Source organism: Pseudarthrobacter sulfonivorans (assembly GCF_001484605.1).
GTDB lineage: Bacteria > Actinomycetota > Actinomycetes > Actinomycetales > Micrococcaceae > Arthrobacter > Arthrobacter sulfonivorans_A.
This window is the reverse complement of record NZ_CP013747.1, coordinates 306429-323496: the sequence shown is the minus strand read 5'-3', so window position 1 is coordinate 323496 and position 17068 is coordinate 306429. Positions and strand designations below refer to the sequence as shown.

The 17068-nt window shown below is 62.3% G+C and carries 15 protein-coding genes; 1 reads left to right on the top strand and 14 read right to left on the bottom strand.

Going from position 1 to position 17068, the window contains the following annotated elements:
• The first annotated feature begins 3 nt into the window (after positions 1-3).
• Entirely contained in the window at positions 4-807 is an 804-nt protein-coding gene (locus tag AU252_RS01410) for a GntR family transcriptional regulator (protein ID WP_058929202.1), read from the top strand.
• Between the two features lie 232 nt (positions 808-1039).
• Here AU252_RS01410 and AU252_RS01405 read toward each other — a convergent pair whose 3' ends face one another.
• From AU252_RS01405 to AU252_RS01335, 14 genes are all read right to left on the bottom strand, one after another.
• Positions 1040-1945, bottom strand: a complete 906-nt coding sequence (locus tag AU252_RS01405) for an MBL fold metallo-hydrolase (protein WP_083510207.1) — start codon at positions 1943-1945, stop codon at positions 1040-1042.
• Positions 1946-2193: 248 nt separating this feature from the next.
• Positions 2194-3021 carry an enoyl-CoA hydratase/isomerase family protein gene (locus AU252_RS01400; protein ID WP_058929200.1) on the bottom strand — a complete coding sequence of 276 codons (828 nt, stop codon included), beginning with the start codon at positions 3019-3021 and terminating at the stop codon, positions 2194-2196.
• A 346-nt stretch (positions 3022-3367) separates the two neighbouring features.
• A complete protein-coding gene (locus AU252_RS01395) occupies positions 3368-3709 on the bottom strand; it encodes a hypothetical protein (RefSeq protein WP_157768912.1) in 342 nt (113 codons plus the stop codon).
• A 9-nt stretch (positions 3710-3718) separates the two neighbouring features.
• Positions 3719-4579 carry an HpcH/HpaI aldolase/citrate lyase family protein gene (locus AU252_RS01390; protein ID WP_083510538.1) on the bottom strand — a complete coding sequence of 287 codons (861 nt, stop codon included), beginning with the start codon at positions 4577-4579 and terminating at the stop codon, positions 3719-3721.
• Between the two features lie 17 nt (positions 4580-4596).
• Entirely contained in the window at positions 4597-5109 is a 513-nt protein-coding gene (locus tag AU252_RS01385; RefSeq protein ID WP_058929080.1) for a MaoC family dehydratase, read from the bottom strand.
• 4 nt (positions 5110-5113) lie between these two features.
• Positions 5114-7204 (bottom strand): acetyl/propionyl/methylcrotonyl-CoA carboxylase subunit alpha, encoded by a 2091-nt coding sequence (locus AU252_RS01380; protein ID WP_099093360.1) that lies wholly within the window; start codon positions 7202-7204, stop codon positions 5114-5116.
• A gap of 35 nt (positions 7205-7239) precedes the next feature.
• The gene (locus tag AU252_RS01375) at positions 7240-8850 is read right to left on the bottom strand and encodes a carboxyl transferase domain-containing protein (protein ID WP_058929197.1); all 1611 of its coding nucleotides are present in this window, start codon (positions 8848-8850) and stop codon (positions 7240-7242) included.
• 211 nt (positions 8851-9061) lie between these two features.
• Positions 9062-10036, bottom strand: a complete 975-nt coding sequence (locus AU252_RS01370; RefSeq protein ID WP_083510206.1) for a zinc-binding dehydrogenase — start codon at positions 10034-10036, stop codon at positions 9062-9064.
• Between the two features lie 117 nt (positions 10037-10153).
• Positions 10154-10966 carry an aspartate/glutamate racemase family protein gene (locus tag AU252_RS01360; RefSeq protein WP_058929194.1) on the bottom strand — a complete coding sequence of 271 codons (813 nt, stop codon included), beginning with the start codon at positions 10964-10966 and terminating at the stop codon, positions 10154-10156.
• A gap of 50 nt (positions 10967-11016) precedes the next feature.
• The gene (locus AU252_RS01355; protein ID WP_276203752.1) at positions 11017-12180 is read right to left on the bottom strand and encodes an NADH:flavin oxidoreductase/NADH oxidase; all 1164 of its coding nucleotides are present in this window, start codon (positions 12178-12180) and stop codon (positions 11017-11019) included.
• Between the two features lie 138 nt (positions 12181-12318).
• On the bottom strand, positions 12319-13071 hold the full coding sequence (locus AU252_RS01350; protein ID WP_058929193.1) for an SDR family NAD(P)-dependent oxidoreductase: 753 nt from the start codon (positions 13069-13071) through the stop codon (positions 12319-12321).
• A gap of 20 nt (positions 13072-13091) precedes the next feature.
• Complete coding sequence (locus AU252_RS01345) at positions 13092-14003, bottom strand: DUF6282 family protein (protein ID WP_058929192.1); 912 nt, start codon at positions 14001-14003, stop codon at positions 13092-13094.
• The gene (locus AU252_RS01340; protein WP_058929191.1) at positions 14000-16138 is read right to left on the bottom strand and encodes an acetate--CoA ligase family protein; all 2139 of its coding nucleotides are present in this window, start codon (positions 16136-16138) and stop codon (positions 14000-14002) included. Before AU252_RS01340 ends, AU252_RS01345 begins: the two co-directional genes overlap by 4 nt.
• Positions 16135-17028, bottom strand: a complete 894-nt coding sequence (locus tag AU252_RS01335; RefSeq protein ID WP_058929190.1) for a fumarylacetoacetate hydrolase family protein — start codon at positions 17026-17028, stop codon at positions 16135-16137. The genes AU252_RS01340 and AU252_RS01335 overlap by 4 nt, the downstream gene beginning before the upstream one ends.
• Positions 17029-17068 lie beyond the last annotated feature (40 nt).

Here is a 17068-nt window from a genome sequence, read left to right as displayed (position 1 = left end):
AGGATGAACCCCAGTCTTCGAGGTGACGACGCCCTGCAGCGCCCGGGCACGGATGTCGTCCGGGTTCACGCTGACCTGCGAACTATGATTCTCGACTGCACGCTCGAGCCGGGGCGGCGTGTATCCAAAACGGAATTGTCCAGGCTGACGGGCGCCGGTCGCACACCGCTGCGCGAAGCGCTGCGGATGCTGCAGCAGGAGGGCCTCGTTACGGCCGAGCTTAACAGGCGCGTAACCATCGCGGCGTTTGACCTTGACGACGTGGACAGCATCTACGCCTACAGGGTTTCGATGGAGGCAGCGGCCCTTCGGGTTACTGGGCCCCTGCTGACCGACCTCGACCTCCATGAGCTCGACCGAACCATGACGCTGATGGGTGCGGCCATTGAGCGGGGTGACCATGACGCGTTTGAACCACCGCACCGCCGGTTCCACGACCTTTTGACGGCACATGTTCAGGAGGGCGTTAGAGCGCGAATGGCGATCGACATCGACCGCGCCGAGCGCGTCCGACGCGTGATGCACGGTGGCCAACATGCGCTCGATAGGGCCGACTACGAACATCGCGAAATTCTGGAGGCCTGCCGCGCGCGCGACGGCGTTACGGCGTCACGCCTGCTGGCGAGTCACATCGCTCGATCCGCGTTCTATGTCGCGGCACAACTCGACCCGACCTACGACCCGGTTCTCACACGCACGGTGCTTCGAATGGTGCTCGGCGAAGAGACGCTGGAGACTCCGAAGAGAAGTGTGGGCCGCCAACCGCCCAGCGTCCGCGACTGGCGGGAAAAGGAAGCATCAGCTTGACGACCGGACCGCACGGTGTGGACCCGTCTACGGGACGAGGGTGGCACTCCTCGGCAAGAAGGTCGAAACGACGATGAACATGTTCCTCGCTCAATCCAGTTCTACGACGCGACCACATCCGGTCCGACAGAGGGTCCTCGGGAGCCGAAGCTCAGGCCGCTGCCGCTGCACTGGGTTGTAGATTTTTACGCCCACACTTTCTCAGCCGGGCTGATGAGAACCTCGCCAGCGGTCAGAAAAGAACTTGAGTCGGGACCGGCTCCCAGACAACGCGTCCGTTTTCGTCGTGAACGACGCTGCCGAATGGCTGATCGCCGAAGTGATATGAAAAGGCATACGTCTCGTCCTTGAGGAGCTCGGACAGAACACGGGCACGGGCTCCCTGAACGGATTCTGTTTGGCTGTCCGGTGCTGAGCCCCAATCCGGATGCTCCAGTTGCGCCGGTGAATGGAAGACGTCGCCGAAGACGACCAGTCGCTTCCCGAACGATGACCTCATGATGTAGGAGGCGTGACCTGGAGTATGCCCAGGGGTGACTAGTGCACTGACGCCGGGCACAACTTCTCCGCCGTCCTCGACAAGCTTAAGGTTTGGATGGCTCAGCAAGGGTTGGACTACCGTCGTCGGGTCGGGCATGCCGGCAGGGGGAATTCCCTGGGAAAGCGGCTCCCATTCCTGCCGCGCCAGAACGTAGCACGCATTGGGAAAGGTAGCGGTGCGTGTTCCCCGGCCATCGTCGACAAAGGCCCAGCCGGTGTGGTCAATGTGGATGTGCGTAAGTGCAAATACCTCAATGTCGCCGGGCTCCAGACCCACTGATTTGAGGGTTTCCAACAGTGCGCCACCCTGGATGGGCCCGTAATGCGAGTCAAACTTGATGTCGCCAAGTCCGGCATCAATCAGCAGGCGAAGGTCGTCCCGTTCTACCAGCAGGCCACCAGCCGTCATGGGCACACCGCCGGCTTCGTCCAGAGCTTCGGGATGATCCCGCCAGTACTCGTCAGGAAATGAACTCAGGAAGCGCGTGGGGCTTAATGACATGGGGCCGTCGACAATGTAGGTGAAAGTGAACTCATCCATGCTCCAGCGGCGTACCGCGGATTGCCTTCCAATTTTTCCAATAGTGGTTTTTGTCATAATGATTATTCCATTCCTGTTAAAACCGATTTGGGTGATGCTCTGAGTCTCGAGATGCCCTTGTCGGGAATGGAGCTGCCTCAGAGCTAGCTGCCTCCTCGGTTCTTAACCGGGGTAAATATCAGTTGCAGTAGTTGAAAACTGGGCCAGCTCATTGACAATACCGCGCCGTCCCCGAACCTTGGCCACCCGTGGCACGCGTCAATTGCCCACGGCTCGCAGCGGCGGAGTAGGGGGCCAAGCCCAGGCTAGGCGGAGGGAAGATTACCCATTCGCTGACCGAGGTTCAGCTCAAACTCGCCGACCTGTCCAAAACCGGCAGCATTGAGCTTGGTGAGCGCCGCCGCTCCTTCGGGCCATTCGTTGACCGCGGCGAGTACATGGTTCGAAGTCCATAGGTCGGCTTCGGACGGAACGCCGGCGCGCGCGTTGACCATCTTCTTGCCGAGCTCCAGGGCTCGCTTCTCGAAACGCGCAATGCGCTGGGCGAAGGCGTCGACGAACGCGTCGAGTTCGCTGTCGGGGATGGATCGGTTGATGAAGCCGTAACGCTCGGCGGTGTCGGCGTCGAAGTCGTCCGCGCCGAGGACGACCTCAAGTGCCCGCGAACGTCCCGCTAGTGCGGAGACCCATTCGACGCCGCCGCCGCCCGGTACCGAAGCGCCCGCGACTTCCACCAGTGCGAAGGCCGCCCGTTCCCGCGATGCGAAGCGAATGTCACAGGCCAGGGCGAACTCAAATCCTTGCGCCCGGGCGCGACCCCGCACCTTTGCGACGCTAAGTACGGATGACTGGGCAAGCCGAGTCACGAAGGTCGGCCAATAGGAGAAGGGCTTCGCGCCCGGATGATCCGGGACCTCTCGGTTCGCTAGATCGTGGTGGTTTACGAAGAAGTCCTCATTTGTGCTCTCGAAAACAATGATCTTGAGATCGGCATCATTCTCGATGTCGTCCATGAGGACGTTCATTTCCGCGAACATCGTCGGGTCCCAAAGATTGATCGGGGGATTGTCGATGAGTACGCGCCAATAGGCGGGCGACTCGTGGATGACAGTTAGACGGTTGCTGGTGGTCATGAGGTGTGCTCCATTTCTAGCAACCCGTTACGGGCGCATCAGAACTACGGGAATATGGTCGACCTGGCCGTGGCATTTGCCCGAGGAACCGGCAAGCAGTTCTAGCACTGCTGCTTCCTCCGGGCTAACTGTGGCCACGTCATAACCTCATCATGCATGGTTGACACTAGTGTGAAGGTCAAATTGGCTCGATTTTGGGACCTGGCGACGCCCTGGCAGTGTGGAGACTGGACTGGCTGGGCCTTCCATCCGGCACTTTTATCGATCAGTTGGCTTCGATGCGCGATCGGGGCATCCTGCCCGAAAGCTCTGGACACCATATCCTCAGGCGGATGGTGCGCCATGCCTACTGGGCCAACTGTGCCTGCTTTTGGCACATTTGAGCATCCATGCTCCAAATCTCGACGTCATCATCCAGGTGGATCATCTTCCGACCCATACCGTTGCTTAAATGAATCCAGATTATGGTTCCGTCCTCGGTTAGATCGTCCACCCATCCCTCACAAGTCACGTTGTGGCCCTCGCGAAGCTCGACTGATTCCCCACGCCCGAGTGATTTCCACTCCTTAATAGCGGCGGGCCGCCACTGCCGGACCGGCAGGCCGTAGCCCTCGACTTCGCCGGAATCGGGCAGGTTGGATGGGGGATGGTCCTCCATGAAGCAAATTGGTAATAAGTTCTCTTTCACGAACTCCCCTTACCTGACGGCTCGCGAGTCGGACACCGACCCGGTTGCTGGAACCGTCATCTGGTCTTGGCCATCCGCAAGCCCGGCTCGTGAGAGCGTTTTGCGGGCGTGCCGAAGAACTGGCTCGTCGACCATGCGTCCTTCGAAGGTGAAGACCCCGCCGGTTTGCTCCGCTGCGGCGAGCATGCGCTGGGCTTGCTCCACCTCCGTCTGGGTGGGTGTGTATGCTGCCCGGATGACGGGCATCTGGCTGGGGTGGATGGATGCTTTCGCGGTGAAGCCGGAAGCGATGGCGTCGTCGCATTCCTCCTTGAGGCCGGCGAGGTCAGCGATGTCCACGTAGACGGAGTCCAGGGCGGCCTTTCCGGCCGCTCCTGCGGCGAGCAGCACGTGTGAACGGGCGTGCAGGGCGACGTCACGGTACTGTCCGTCGGGCCTGCGGCTGGATGTGCCTCCGAGTGAGGCGATCATGTCTTCAGCGCCCCACATGAGGGCCACCACGTTGGGGGCGGCCGCGATGGCCGGCGCGTTGATGATGCCTTTGGCCGTTTCGCACAGGGCCACTATGGAGTAGTCCGCCAGTTGGGCCAGTGACTCCGGTTCTTCGGTCTTGGCGAGCATGACGTGCTTGTACCGGGTCTGCTGCAAGGCTCGTAGGTCCTGCGCGAAGTCGTCGCTACCCGCAGGGTTGATCCTGACGACGGTCCGGTCCGGATCCATAGGGTTCGCTATGAGGGACTGCCGCGCCTCTTCTCGGTCCTGTGGGGCCACGGCGTCTTCGAGGTCCAGGATGACGGCGTCGGCCCGGTCCATCGCCTTGCCGTAGCGGTCTGGACGACTTGCAGGGCAGAAGAGGAGCGCCGGGCCCATTTCGAAATCTGTCACGGCTACTCCTTTTCCGCGGGCATGAGGGCCTCGTGGGCATCGCGGGTCCACATCAGGCACGAGCGCGTTGCTTCGGCTACGACGACGCCATCCTGGTTCCGTCCGGTGTGCTTCATGCCCACTACTCCTTGTCCCGGGCGGGATGCTGACAGCCGGACCTCGGTCACCTCTGTTTCGGTGTAGAGGGTGTCGCCGTGGAACATTGGGTGTGGGAAGCGGACGTCCGTCAGGCCGAGCTGGCCGATGATGGTGCCCTCGGTCATCTGGGGAACGGACTGGCCGATCATGGTGCCCAGGGTGAAGAGGGAGTTCATGAGTCTCTGGCCGAAGGGCTGGGTGGCGCTCCATGCGGCATCGAGGTGCAGGCCTTGGTTGTTCATGGTCAGCGAGGTGAAGAGGACGTTGTCCGTTTCCGTGAGGGTGCGCCCTGGCCGGTGGGCGTAGACCGCGCCCTCCTCCAGCTCATCAAGGTAGAGTCCGCGCTGTTGAATGCGTTTGATCTCAGTGGTGTCCATTGGATTATCCCTTCGCTTCTTCGAGTTCTTGTGCGGCTGCTTCGACGGTGTCGTGAGGGTTTGCGTCCGTGGTGTCCAGGGAGAGCGGTTCCACGGTTGCCACGATCTGCGCGGCTTTGACCAGGTCTCCCACTTTCAGGCTTAGCCGTACGATTCCGGAGATGGGTGCGTTGAGTTGGTGCTCCATCTTCATCGCCTCGATGGAGAGCAGCGGTTGCCCTTCCTCCACGAGGTCGAGATCGGCGACTTCCACCGCGATGACGGTGCCCGGCATGGGTGAACGGACTTCGGGGGAGGCTGTGCCGGCGTCGCGTTTCAGGGAGGCGAGCCCGCGCTGGAGCTGTTCCTGGCGGCTGAGCTGCCGTGCGGACCCGCCCCAGCCATCGATGCCCAGCCACGCGGTGCCGTCGGCGGAGGTGGCGGTAGCGACCCGCCTTCGGGCGCCGTTCACGGAGGCTGAACCGTCGGCCAGGGACTTGACGCGGAACAATTCCCCGTCGATGCCGAATGTCTGCCCCTCCGTGTCGCGGCTGGCGGTGACGGTGTGTGTCTGGCCGTCGACTTCCAGCTGGATCGACGACGTCGCATGACGGCCCACCCGCCAGCCGTCCCCGGCGCCCCAGGGTCCGGGAGCATCCGGCTGGCTGCCGGTCAATGCGTGGGCGGCGAGGGCAAGGTCTTCGCTGCTGAAAGTCCGGAACGGCATGCCGGCGATTTTGCGGTCGATCAGGGTCGTATCGAGCCGCCCCGCGGCGACGTCCTCGTCGGCGATGAGCAGCCGCAGGTACTCGACGTTGGTTTTCACACCCAGCAGGACTGTATCGGCAAGGGCCCGGTCCAGGGTGCCCAGGGCCTGTCCGCGGTCTGCGTTCCAGACGATGACCTTGGCGATCATAGGGTCATAGTGCGGCGAGACCTCCAGACCCTCAACCAGGGAGCTGTCCACTCTGACGCCGGGACCGGAGGGTTCACGGATCTCGAGCAGCCGGCCGATCGACGGCATGAAACCGTGGGAAGGGTCTTCGGCGTAGACGCGCGCTTCGATCGCGTGTCCTTCGAGTACGACGTCGGACTGCGCGACGGTGAGGACCTCACCGGCTGCGACGCGGACCTGCCATTCGACCAGGTCCAGCCGTTCGCCGTTGACGCGGACGACCTCTTCGGTGACGGGATGCTCCACCTGGAGACGGGTGTTCATTTCCATGAAGAAGAACTCGTCGGGGGCCTCGTCGGAGACCAGGAACTCCACGGTGCCGGCGCCCACGTAGTTCACGGAACGGGCCGCGTCAACGGCCGCCGCACCGATCCGTGCCCGGATCTCGGCGCCGTTCGGCAGGCTCTGCAGCAGCGGTGCGGGGGCCTCTTCGATGACCTTCTGGTGCCGGCGTTGCAGGGAACATTCACGTTCGCCCAGGTGGATGGTGTTGCCGTGGCGGTCGGCGAGGACCTGGACCTCGATGTGCCGGGGGGAGCGGACCAGGCGTTCCAGGAAGAGTGTGTCGTCTCCGAAGGAGCTCTTGGCCACGCGCCGGGCTGTTTCCAGGGTGGCTGGCAGGTCCTCGGCCCGTTCCACTACGTGCATGCCCTTGCCGCCGCCGCCTGCGGAGGGTTTGATGAGCAGCGGGAAGCCGACGCCGTCCGCGGCGTCGACCAGTTGCTCATTGCTCAGTCCTGGTTCGGCGATTCCCGGGACCACGGGAACGCCGTGCGCGATTACGTGGTTCTTGGACCGGATCTTGTCTCCCATCATGTTGATGGACTGCACGTCCGGGCCGATGAAGGTGATGCCTGCTGCCTCCAGGGCGCGGGCAAAGTCGACGTTCTCGCTGAGGAAGCCGTAGCCGGGGTGCACGGCCTGGGCGCCGGTGTCGTTGCAGGCCTGGATGATGGCCTCGATCTTCAGGTAGCTTTCTGCCGCCTGGGCGGGGCCGATCCGGACGGCAACGTCCGCCTCCTGTACGTGGCGGGCGTCGGCGTCGGCGTCCGAGTACACAGCGACGGACGTGATTCCGAGGCGGCGCAGGGTCCGGATGACGCGGCAGGCGATTTCACCGCGGTTGGCGACCAACACGGTGTCGAAGGTTCTGGTGGTCATGGAAGTGCTTCCTTGAGCTGGTGTGGTCATGGCGGTTACATCCGGAACAGACCGAAGGAGGTCTCCGGCAGTGGGGTGCGGGAGACGACGTCGAGGGCCATGCCGAGGACACGGCGCGTGTCGACGGGGTCGATGATTCCGTCGTCCCAGAGGCGTGCGGTGGAGTAGTACGGGCTGCCCTGGTCCTCGAACTGCTGCTTGATGGGTGCCTTGAAAGCCTCTTCGTCGGCAGCGGACCATTCCTCGCCGCGGGCCTCGTACTGGTCGCGTTTAACGGTCGCCAGGACACTGGAGGCCTGGTTTCCGCCCATCACGGAGATACGGGACGCCGGCCACATCCAAAGAAACCTGGGTGAGTAGGCGCGGCCGCACATCGAGTAGTTGCCCGCGCCGAAGGACCCGCCGATGACGACGGTCAGCTTGGGTACGCGCGCGGTGGCGACGGCGGTGACCATTTTGGCGCCGTTCTTGGCGATGCCGCCGTGCTCGTAGTCTTTACCGACCATGAAGCCGGAGAGGTTCTGCAGGAAGATCAGCGGGATGCCGCGCTGGTCGCACAGCTCGATGAAGTGTGCGCCCTTGAGCGCGGATTCGCTGAAGAGCACGCCGTTGTTGGCCACGATTCCCACCGGGTGGCCGTGGAGCCTGGCGAAACCGGTGACAAGGGTGGCGCCGTAGTTGGCCTTGAACTCATGGAACTCGCTGCCGTCCACCAGCCGGGCGATGACCTCACGCACGTCATATTGCGCGTTCACGTCAACGGGAACCACGTCATAGAGTTCTTCCGGGTCCGCCAGCGGCGGGAGCACGACGCCGGCTACGTCCCACGCGGGGGCCGCCGGCCGGGGGAGCGTGGCGACGATGTCGCGGACGATCTGCAGGGCATGCTCGTCGTTTTCGGCCAGATGGTCGGTGACACCGGAGATCTTCGAGTGGACCTCGCCGCCGCCCAGTTCCTCGGCCGTGACGATCTCACCGATGGCCGCCTTCACGAGCGGCGGGCCACCCAGGAAGATCGTCCCCTGGTTGCGGACGATCACGGTCTCGTCGCTCATCGCCGGGACGTACGCGCCGCCAGCGGTACATGAGCCCATCACGGACGCGATCTGGGGGATACCCGCCGCGGACATCTTCGCCTGGTTGAAGAAGATCCGGCCGAAATGCTCCTTGTCCGGGAACACCTCGTCCTGCTTGGGCAGGAACGCTCCACCGGAATCCACCAGGTAGATGCAGGGCAGCCGGTTTTCGAGCGCGATTTCCTGGGCCCGGAGATGCTTCTTCACTGTCATCGGGTAGTAGGTGCCGCCCTTGACCGTAGCGTCGTTGGATATGACCAGCACTTGGCGGCCATGCACCAGTCCGATCCCGGCGATGACCCCGGCCCCCGGGGCCTCGTTGTGGTACATCCCGTTCGCAGCCAGCGGAGCGATCTCCAAAAACGGACTGCCCTCATCCAGCAGCCGGTCAATGCGTTCGCGTGGCAACAACTTGCCGCGGTCAATGTGCCGCTGTCGGGACTTTTCCGACCCTCCCAAGGCCGCTTTCGCGAGACGGCGCTTCAAATCCTCAGCCAGCAACGCCTGATTCGTGGCGTTCGGGCTCATGTTTGTTTGCGCCGCATCAGTGACGCTGCTCAATGTAGCCATCTGTCCTTGTCCAATCCTGGAGAAAAATATTGTCTTGCCGTGGAACCCCGGGCGGGGATTACTGCCATATCGGCTCCACCGATGATGCGCCCTGTTTGGCCCCGTCCCGGGGCGCTTCGTACGCTAGGCGCGAGCTATCTATTCGCTGTGCGGAAGGCCGGCGTGCTGTTAGGACAAGCTCGACGGAAATCCGCCGTTGTACGTCCGGTCGTCATGAGATGGCGTTCTCAAAGTCGAGCAGTACCTTGCCGATCTTCCCTGGCTTTTCGAGGTGATCGAATGCGTCGGCAACGCTTTTGGCTGGGAAGACCCCCTCGACAGGAATCGTCAGTTGTCCGTCGGCTATCAGCGGGAGCACGTGCTTCCGAACCTCGGAAATCAGTAGTGCCTTCTCGCCGTTGGTCCTGGGCCGGAGCACGGTTCCCATCAGGTCCACGCGCTTACCCAAGAGATGATTCGTGGGGATGGTTGCTTCGTTGCCTCCCGCGACACTGACCACAACGATCCGGCCGCCTGAGGCGACGACGCGCAGGTCCTGCGCGATGTATGCCCCACCGACGAGTTCAATAATGACGTCAGCTCCGTTCCGTTCCCGTATTTCTGCGACGAAGTCATCTTCCAGGACGGTCGTCACTCCCAGACGGTCCAGGTTGTTGGCCGTTTGAGCGGAGCGGACGATACCCAGCGGCACCGCTCCCATGGCCTTTGCAATCTGATAGGCCGCAAGCCCTACCCCGCCATTCACTCCACGAATGACCACCCGGTCCCCAAGTTGTGTGCGTGCCCTCTGCAGCGCGTCGAAGCCTGTGATGATTGCTTCGGGCAAGGTAGCAGCGGCGAGATCAGAAATTGATTCCGGCACTGCCAGTAAATGGTCCTGCTGCGCGAGGACCCGGTCCGCGAGGGCGGCCTCTGAAACGAGCCCCATCACGCGATCGCCCTCGATCCAACGGCGAACCTTCGCGCCGACCGCTATAACTGTCCCTGCGACTTCAACGCCGGGGTGATAGGGAGAGGCGCCCTCGGGGATTGGGTACTTCCCGTTCCGTTGGATCACGTCGAGAGGGTTGAGGCCGGCGTACCTGACCTGGAGCAGCACTTGCTCGTCCCCCGGGTGAGGGTCCGGGAGCGTCTCGAGATCCAGGACTTCATTGCCGCCGGCCCCCAGAAAATATACTCGCTTCAACAGCTTCTCCTTCAGTTCTGGTCACTAGGTTGGTTCGCTTTTGGGGCAATGCTGCCGGCAGATCCGGTCGCCGATTAGGGTTATGGGGCGTCTGCCACTCAGTGGGCGGGGCTTTGGCTATGTGTCCCAGCCTTGGGCTGATACACGCTGGACATGGCGTACCAGGCCCGCCGGCGGGCGTGCATAATGGCCCGTTCGGCCGGCTCTCAGCCCGGACGTCTCCTGGAGCTGGACGAGCATCAGAGCGTAACTGAGTAGCGCCCCATAGGAATCCAGCACTGGTACGTCCTGCACTCTTTGCACTCCGCCATGCACGAGGAGAGTATTCAGCACGCCCTCAGCCGGGATGATGACGTCTGCGCCTTCCGCTATGAGCTTGGCAATCTCCTGCGTCAGTCGGTCCAGAATATGAGCAGGGTCGGCGAAGGCAGCGTCCAGCTCGTTCTCACGGAGCGGAGGCTCGGGAGACGCAATGCGAACGACTTTGTCGCGAAAACCGTATCGATCGACCAGCCCGGTGAGGATGTCTGCCATGTTCCGGTCGAGTCCGATCATGCCGAACCGGGTCCCCATCGTGGCGGACACGAGGAGTGATGTCTGGCAGGAGCTGACAACGGGTATGTCGACCAGGCTGCGGGCAAGGTCCAGGCCAGGATCTACGAAGCAACTGATGGCCACGGCATCGAACCCTTGTTCCTCGGCGCGCATGCAGTTCCTGACGATCTGCTGATCGATCAGCGTCCTCACCATCTCGAAGCCTCCGACGTCCACAGCCATAAACCCCTTTGGATATGTGCCTGGATCAACCCCGTGGAGTACGACATCAACGTCGGGACCGCAGATCCGTGCCGCATGCTCGGCAAGCATCTGCGCATAACCGGGCAATGCCGTCAGGTCTGTATAACTTTGGTGCCAGATTCGGATGGTCATTTGGCACTCACTCGCTTTCGGATAGATGTGGGTGTCGGACGGAAGTCACCTCACACCCCGCCGCCGGCATCGATTCCTGCCTGCCAGGTGGAAGGCCGGGTGCTTAACCCGGCCAAGAAGTCGACATCGCCACCACGCCGCTTTTCCATCCAATATCCGTACGCCTCCGGTGCGCTGTTGTACGGCTGCTCTACACCGAGCTTGTCGGCCGCATCGAACGTCCAGTTGGGGTTGTGGAGCAATTCCCGGCCGATAGCGATGAGGTCAGCACGGCCTTCGTTCAAGATGGCTTCGGCTTGGTCTGCATGGATGATCAGGCCGACAGCCATGGTCGCTATGTCCGCCGCATGGCGTATTTCTTCTGCGTAGGGGACCTGGTATCCATAGCCGGATGTCGGCATAGTCCTTTCGCCCCGCCTCGGCATGCCGCCGGTGCTGCAGTCGATTACGTCGACTCCCAGCTCACGCAATGCCCGGGAAAGTGCAATTGTCTCTTCCAGCGTGCCGCCGTCTTCATCGACAGCGGAGACACGGAAGAACAGGGGCTTATCCTCGGGCCAGTGCCGGCGCACCTCCGTCACTACCTCAATGGCGAACCGCATTCTGTTCTCCAGGCTTCCGCCATAGGCGTCTGTGCGCTGGTTGGCTGTGGGGGAGAGGAATTGGTGGATCAAATATCCGTGGGCTCCGTGGACTTCCAGGACATCGAAACCGGCCTCATGGGCACGCCGGGCGGCCGCCCCCCAACCAGAGATCATCTCGTGGATCTCCGCGATGGTCAGTTCGCGCGGAACCTCCAGGCCAGGCCCGGCTGGCAACGGGCTGGGTGCGACCAGCTCCCAGTCGGTTCCGTCTTCCACGTCAGGAAACGGACTCGGCAGTTGTGACCGCCCCTGCCACGGCACTGAGTTCCGAGCCTTCCTGCCTGAGTGCCCGAGCTGGATCCCTGCCACGGCCCCGTGCTGCTTCAGGAACCGCGTGATCCGCTGCAGCCCAGGAATGAAATCGTCCTTCCATATGCCGCAGTCCCTCGGCGTCGTGAGACCACCAGGATCGACCTTGGTAGATTCCATGAACACCAAACCGCACCCGCCGAGAGCAAACTTGCCGAGATGCACCAGGTGCCAGTCATTGACGTAGCCGGCCTCTGCCGCGTAAGTAAGCATCGGAGAGAGAACGATGCGGTTGCGCAGAGTCACCCCGCGAATCGTCATTGGTGTCAAAAGCGTTGGGTTCGTACCCATGTTTTCTCCTCTTAGGTGGGTTTCCTGAAGTCCTTGGTCTGTGGATTACTCAGTCCGTCAGAGGATCCTCACGACCTAGGGATCCGGGCTAGCCGAACTACTGGCGGCTCAGTAAGTGGCCCGCCCCCCGGACAGGTCAAACGCTGCTCCCGTCGTGAAGGAGTTCTCGGCACTGACCAGCCAGGCCACCATGGCCGCAAGCTCCTCGGCCTTCAGAAAGCGGCCCCGGGGTATGCGTTCGAGAATGTACCCGATGTGCTCCACGGTCACTTGATCGAAGATCTTTGTCGCAACTGCAGTAGGGGTGATGCAGTTGACGGCAATTTCGTGGTGAGCCAGTTCTTTGGCCAGCGACTTCGTCATGGCAATGACTCCAGCCTTGGCGGCCGAATAGGCCGCGGCGTTGGGATTGCCTTCCTTGCCCGCGACGGAAGCAACATTCAGCACGCGCCCGTAGTTGTTCTTCACCATGACCGGCACGACGGCATGGCAGCAGTTGAACGCTCCGTTCAGATCGACGTCAATGACCGCACCCCACTCCTGCGGGCTGTACTCAAGCAGAGGCTTGGCTGGCCCGGCGATGCCCGCGTTGTTAACGAGGATGTCAATTTTTCCGTGAGACTGCTCAACCGCTTTGGCCGCTGTTGCCACGGCGGCGAAATCGGTTTGGTCGACCTCATGCGCCACCACCTTGCCCAACAACCCCAGTTCCTGGGCCGACGTGGAAAGAGCGGCGGTGTCGACGTCCCAAATGTGGACCTCCGCGCCGGATCGAAGCAGGCGTTCAGCGATGGCCCGGCCGATGCCCTGTGCGCCACCAGTGACAATGGCGACCTTGTTATTCAGATCAATGGTATTCATGATGCCTCCGTGTGGGGGTGTTAGGTGGACAGCCCGATGAGCCGGGCAGGATTGGTGCGAAGCGTCTGGTCGAGTTCGGCCTCGGTGAGGCCGGCATTGAGGAGCAGGCGCGCGAACATCCGCAGTTGCTCATCCGGCCACAGCGCCATGGAGACGCCCCCGCCGTCCGAGGCCAGAACGAAGTTTTCCGCGCCGAATCGCCTGATGGTTGCCACTAGCCGCGCGTACGTATAGTCCAGGTCGCTCTGCAGGGACGGCACCAGCATCAACGCACTGATCAGCTCGATGGCCCCGCCTCCTGTCACAACCTTGGCCAGGAACTCCTCATCGACCCGGGGCAGGTAGAAGACGTGGTTTACAAGCACCCGAATGCCGCGGGGCCTCGCGTAGTCAAGGACAGCGAGGATCTCGTCGGGGCTGATATGTGAGGTGGCGAAAAGAGCATCATGCTCACCCACCAGGTCCAGCACTGCCTGTGACTGAGTGGTCAGCCGTCCGTTCTCGTCGACCACCTCCACGCCTTGATTCACCTTCCCAGGCATGTTCATGCCCGGGATTCCCCACGATCCCAAACCGCCCATGATTTCCCCGTGATACGCCGCATGGCCGCTTGGCCCCCATACGATCCGGCCTCCAGTCAGCAAGGCAGCCTCGACCGCGTAGGGATTGACGCCGCCCACGGTCCAGTTGAGGGTGATCCCGCCAATGACGTCGATGCCAGGAACCGCTTTGCCCGCGAGCCGGGCCCGTGACACGGTGCTCTCGTGATGACTCTTGATTGCGACGGCGCGCAAACCCGCGTCTGCGCAGCGCTGCACCGTCTCGACGTCGTCGCCAAGCCTGGGGAACAAGCAGGGTGCGGTGTGGATGTGCAGGTCAATAGCGCCGTCTAAATCGAAGGATCCCTGACCTGAGGCGAGCGTCGAGGTCATGATGCGTCGAGCTGACCGGCGAGGATAACGAGTGCGTCGACGGCAGTGACGCCTGCGGATGAGATCGACAGAGGGTTGACGTCAATTGCCGCGATGCGGTCTCCGGCAGCCTCCGCAAGGTCGGCGAGGTTCGTCAGCGCATCGAGCAGTTGCTCCGCTGTCTCACGATGGCGCCACCGCTCGCTGGCGAGCAGGATGCCCAATCGACTTTGTGAGAGCACGGCGCCGATCTGCTGGCGTGACGCGGGAAGGGGGACAAGGCTGATGGAGTCCATGGCCTCGGCCAGGATCCCGCCGAGACCGAAGACCAGGAACTGACCCAGCCCCGGCTCATTGGTGACACCGGCGATGACTTCCAGATCGGAAGCCATCATCCGTTCGACCAGGTAGCCCACAGCACTGGATGCAGCAGGATTTTCTCTGAGCCGTCCGGCAGCGGCGGCAAGCTCTTCAGCGGAATTGATTCCGACCTCGACCAAACCCAGATCAGATTTATGCGCAATACCTTCGACGATGGCTTTGAGTACCACGGGATAGCCCATCGCCTCCGCAGCGGACCCGACGTCCTCAAGCCGTGCACAGTAGCTACGCTCCACAGTTGGTAGCGACGCGGCATCCAGCACGTTGAGGCTGTCATGCTCGCTGAGCGTCACGCCGCTCACCGCCTCGAGGAGGCTGGTCAGGACAGCATTTTCGGCTGGGGCCGTGAACTGGCCATTGCCGAGATCCCGGGTGTCCACCCAGCGCCAATATGACGCCAAGGCCGCGAAGCATACTGCGGTGTCCGTGTAATACGGGACGTCGGCCTCAGCGAGCCAACGGATCTCGTCATCGGTGAGGCCACCGGGGGCTAGGACGACGTGTGGTTTAGCACTGTTGGAACGGGATGTCTCCAGGGCTTCAAAGACTGCGCGTCGCTGCTGGGTCGTCTGCAGGACGTGGGCGTAGACAAGAACGAGGCGGACGTCCTGATCACCACTGATTGCGGAAAATACCTGCTCGGAATGCTCGACGCCCCCAACGCCGCCAATGTCTAGGGGATTTGTGATTGGCGCTGACCGTGGGACGGAATCGAGGACAGACATAGTCTCCGCACCGAAGGCGACCAGTGGAAGTCCGGCATTGGACGCAGAGTCTGCTGCTATCGAGCTGGCGGCACCGGAGTAGGTGATTATCCCAAGTCCGGTTCCGGACCCGGGTTGGGGACTTGTCTGTGAGGCCAAGGCTGCTGAGGCGATCAAGGCTTCGGGTGTCGTGACGGAGGCGATGCCAAGCTGGGCGAAGAGTGCCTCGTACGAACGTGCGCTGCCGGCGAGTCGGCTTGAGTGCGCGGCGGTCGCCTGAGCGCCCTCGGCGGACTGACCCAGCTTGAGTACAGCAATGCGCTTGTGCTTAAGCGAAGCACGGGCAGCTATTTCCTTGAAGCGGCGCCCGTCCGCGATGGACTCCATGAGCAGCGCGATCGTCTCGGTTGCTGAGTCGTCGACCAGGTAGTCGAAGTAATCCAGCATGTCCAGGTCACTCTCGTTGCCGACTGCGACGAATTTTGAAAGGCCTACACCGGCGGCTTTAAGGCGGTTTGCGAAGACGCTCAGCATCGCGCCACTGTGGGACACGATACTGATCGATCCAGCAGGGATGTCTTCGCCATGGGCGCTGTTGTAGCCGAGGGACAGACCGGCGACAGCGTTGTAAATGCCATTGGTGTTAGGCCCTACGATGCGCATTCCGGTTTCTGCTGCGATACGGGTGAGCCGGGACTGGAGATCTCGACCACGGTCGTCACCTGACTCAGCAAATCCGCTGACTCCAATGATCGCTGCCTTCGCGCCGGCGTGGGCCGCGGCCAAGGCTGCGTCGACAGCTTGTTCCGCGGGGACCACGATAAACGCCACGTCCACGGGGGACGGTATCTTGTCGATTCCCGGATAGGACCGCACGCCGTTGATGTGCTCCACCCGTGGGTTGACCACAAAGACCTCGCCGGAGTACTGGGACCGCTGCAGGTTGGAGAGGGGCCGCCCGCTAAGCTTTGCCGGATTCGTGGACGCGCCGATAATGGCGACCGAGCGGGGATTGAAAAGGACCTCCAGCGTCTCGCGAGCCGTGAGTCGCGCCTTTAACGTGCTCGTCACGACGTTGCCGCGCCTGAGATTTGGGGTGCTTTGACGTTGTTGTGGAGTAGTCCGAGGCCTTCGATTTCGATTTCGACGATGTCGTTGGCTTTGAGCCATAGGGGTGGGTCTTGGGCGAGGCCTACGCCGGCTGGTGTGCCGGTGGCGATGATGTCGCCTGGTTCGAGGGTGATGATGGCGCTGAGGTAGGAGATGGTTTCGGCTACGGGCCAGATCATTTTGGAGGTGTTGCTGTCCTGGACGGTGACGCCGTTGACTCTGGCCTGGATGCGGAGGGCCTGGACGTCGCTGATTTCTTCTTTGGGGGTGATGCCGGGGCCCATGGGTCCGAAGGTGTCGAGCATTTTCCCGGAGGTCCATTGGTGGCTGCGGAACTGGATGTCGCGGGCGCTGACGTCGTTGAAGACCGCGTATCCTGCGACGTGGTCCAGGGCGTCTTCGACGGTGACGTTTTTGCAGCGGGTGCCGATGACGATGGCGAGTTCTGCTTCGTAGTCGATGTCGGTGCTGATGCCGGGCATGAGGATGGTGTCGGCGGCGCCGATCAGTGAGTTGCGGAATTTCGCGAATACTGGGGGGAATTCGGTGACGGCGGCCGAGGCTTCCTCGATGTGTTCGAGGTAGTTCAGGCCCATGCAAAGGATCTTGTCCGGGTCGGGCACGGGCGGGCCCAGGTGTACTGCGGCTAGGTCAGTGGCGGATTCTCCGGTGGCCAGCGCTGCGCGTGCTTTGTCCAGCACAGTGGTGAGCTCGTGTGAGTGGTGGGTGAGCAGTTCCCGCACGGTGTCGGGGTAGCCGAGGTCGGAGCTGGCAATGACGGAGCCATTGTCGCTGAAGCCGGCACGAAGCGGCTCTGTCGAACCGTTGGGGCGAAACGAAACAATCTGCATGAAAAGTCCTTGAATTCTGGAAGGAAGAGGCGGTCAGGTT

Excerpts from the sequence above, each read along its gene's own strand:
- AU252_RS01410 (WP_058929202.1), top strand. The coding sequence starts at position 4 with ATGAACCCCAGTCTTCGAGGTGACGACGCCCTGCAGCGCCCGGGCACG.
- AU252_RS01405 (WP_083510207.1), bottom strand. The coding sequence starts at position 1,945 with ATGACAAAAACCACTATTGGAAAAATTGGAAGGCAATCCGCGGTACGC.
- AU252_RS01400 (WP_058929200.1), bottom strand. The coding sequence starts at position 3,021 with ATGACCACCAGCAACCGTCTAACTGTCATCCACGAGTCGCCCGCCTAT.
- AU252_RS01390 (WP_083510538.1), bottom strand. The coding sequence starts at position 4,579 with ATGGGCCCGGCGCTCCTCTTCTGCCCTGCAAGTCGTCCAGACCGCTAC.
- AU252_RS01385 (WP_058929080.1), bottom strand. The coding sequence starts at position 5,109 with ATGGACACCACTGAGATCAAACGCATTCAACAGCGCGGACTCTACCTT.
- AU252_RS01380 (WP_099093360.1), bottom strand. The coding sequence starts at position 7,204 with ATGACCACCAGAACCTTCGACACCGTGTTGGTCGCCAACCGCGGTGAA.
- AU252_RS01375 (WP_058929197.1), bottom strand. The coding sequence starts at position 8,850 with ATGGCTACATTGAGCAGCGTCACTGATGCGGCGCAAACAAACATGAGC.
- AU252_RS01360 (WP_058929194.1), bottom strand. The coding sequence starts at position 10,966 with ATGACCATCCGAATCTGGCACCAAAGTTATACAGACCTGACGGCATTG.
- AU252_RS01355 (WP_276203752.1), bottom strand. The coding sequence starts at position 12,180 with ATGACGATTCGCGGGGTGACTCTGCGCAACCGCATCGTTCTCTCTCCG.
- AU252_RS01350 (WP_058929193.1), bottom strand. The coding sequence starts at position 13,071 with ATGAATACCATTGATCTGAATAACAAGGTCGCCATTGTCACTGGTGGC.
- AU252_RS01345 (WP_058929192.1), bottom strand. The coding sequence starts at position 14,003 with ATGACCTCGACGCTCGCCTCAGGTCAGGGATCCTTCGATTTAGACGGC.
- AU252_RS01335 (WP_058929190.1), bottom strand. The coding sequence starts at position 17,028 with ATGCAGATTGTTTCGTTTCGCCCCAACGGTTCGACAGAGCCGCTTCGT.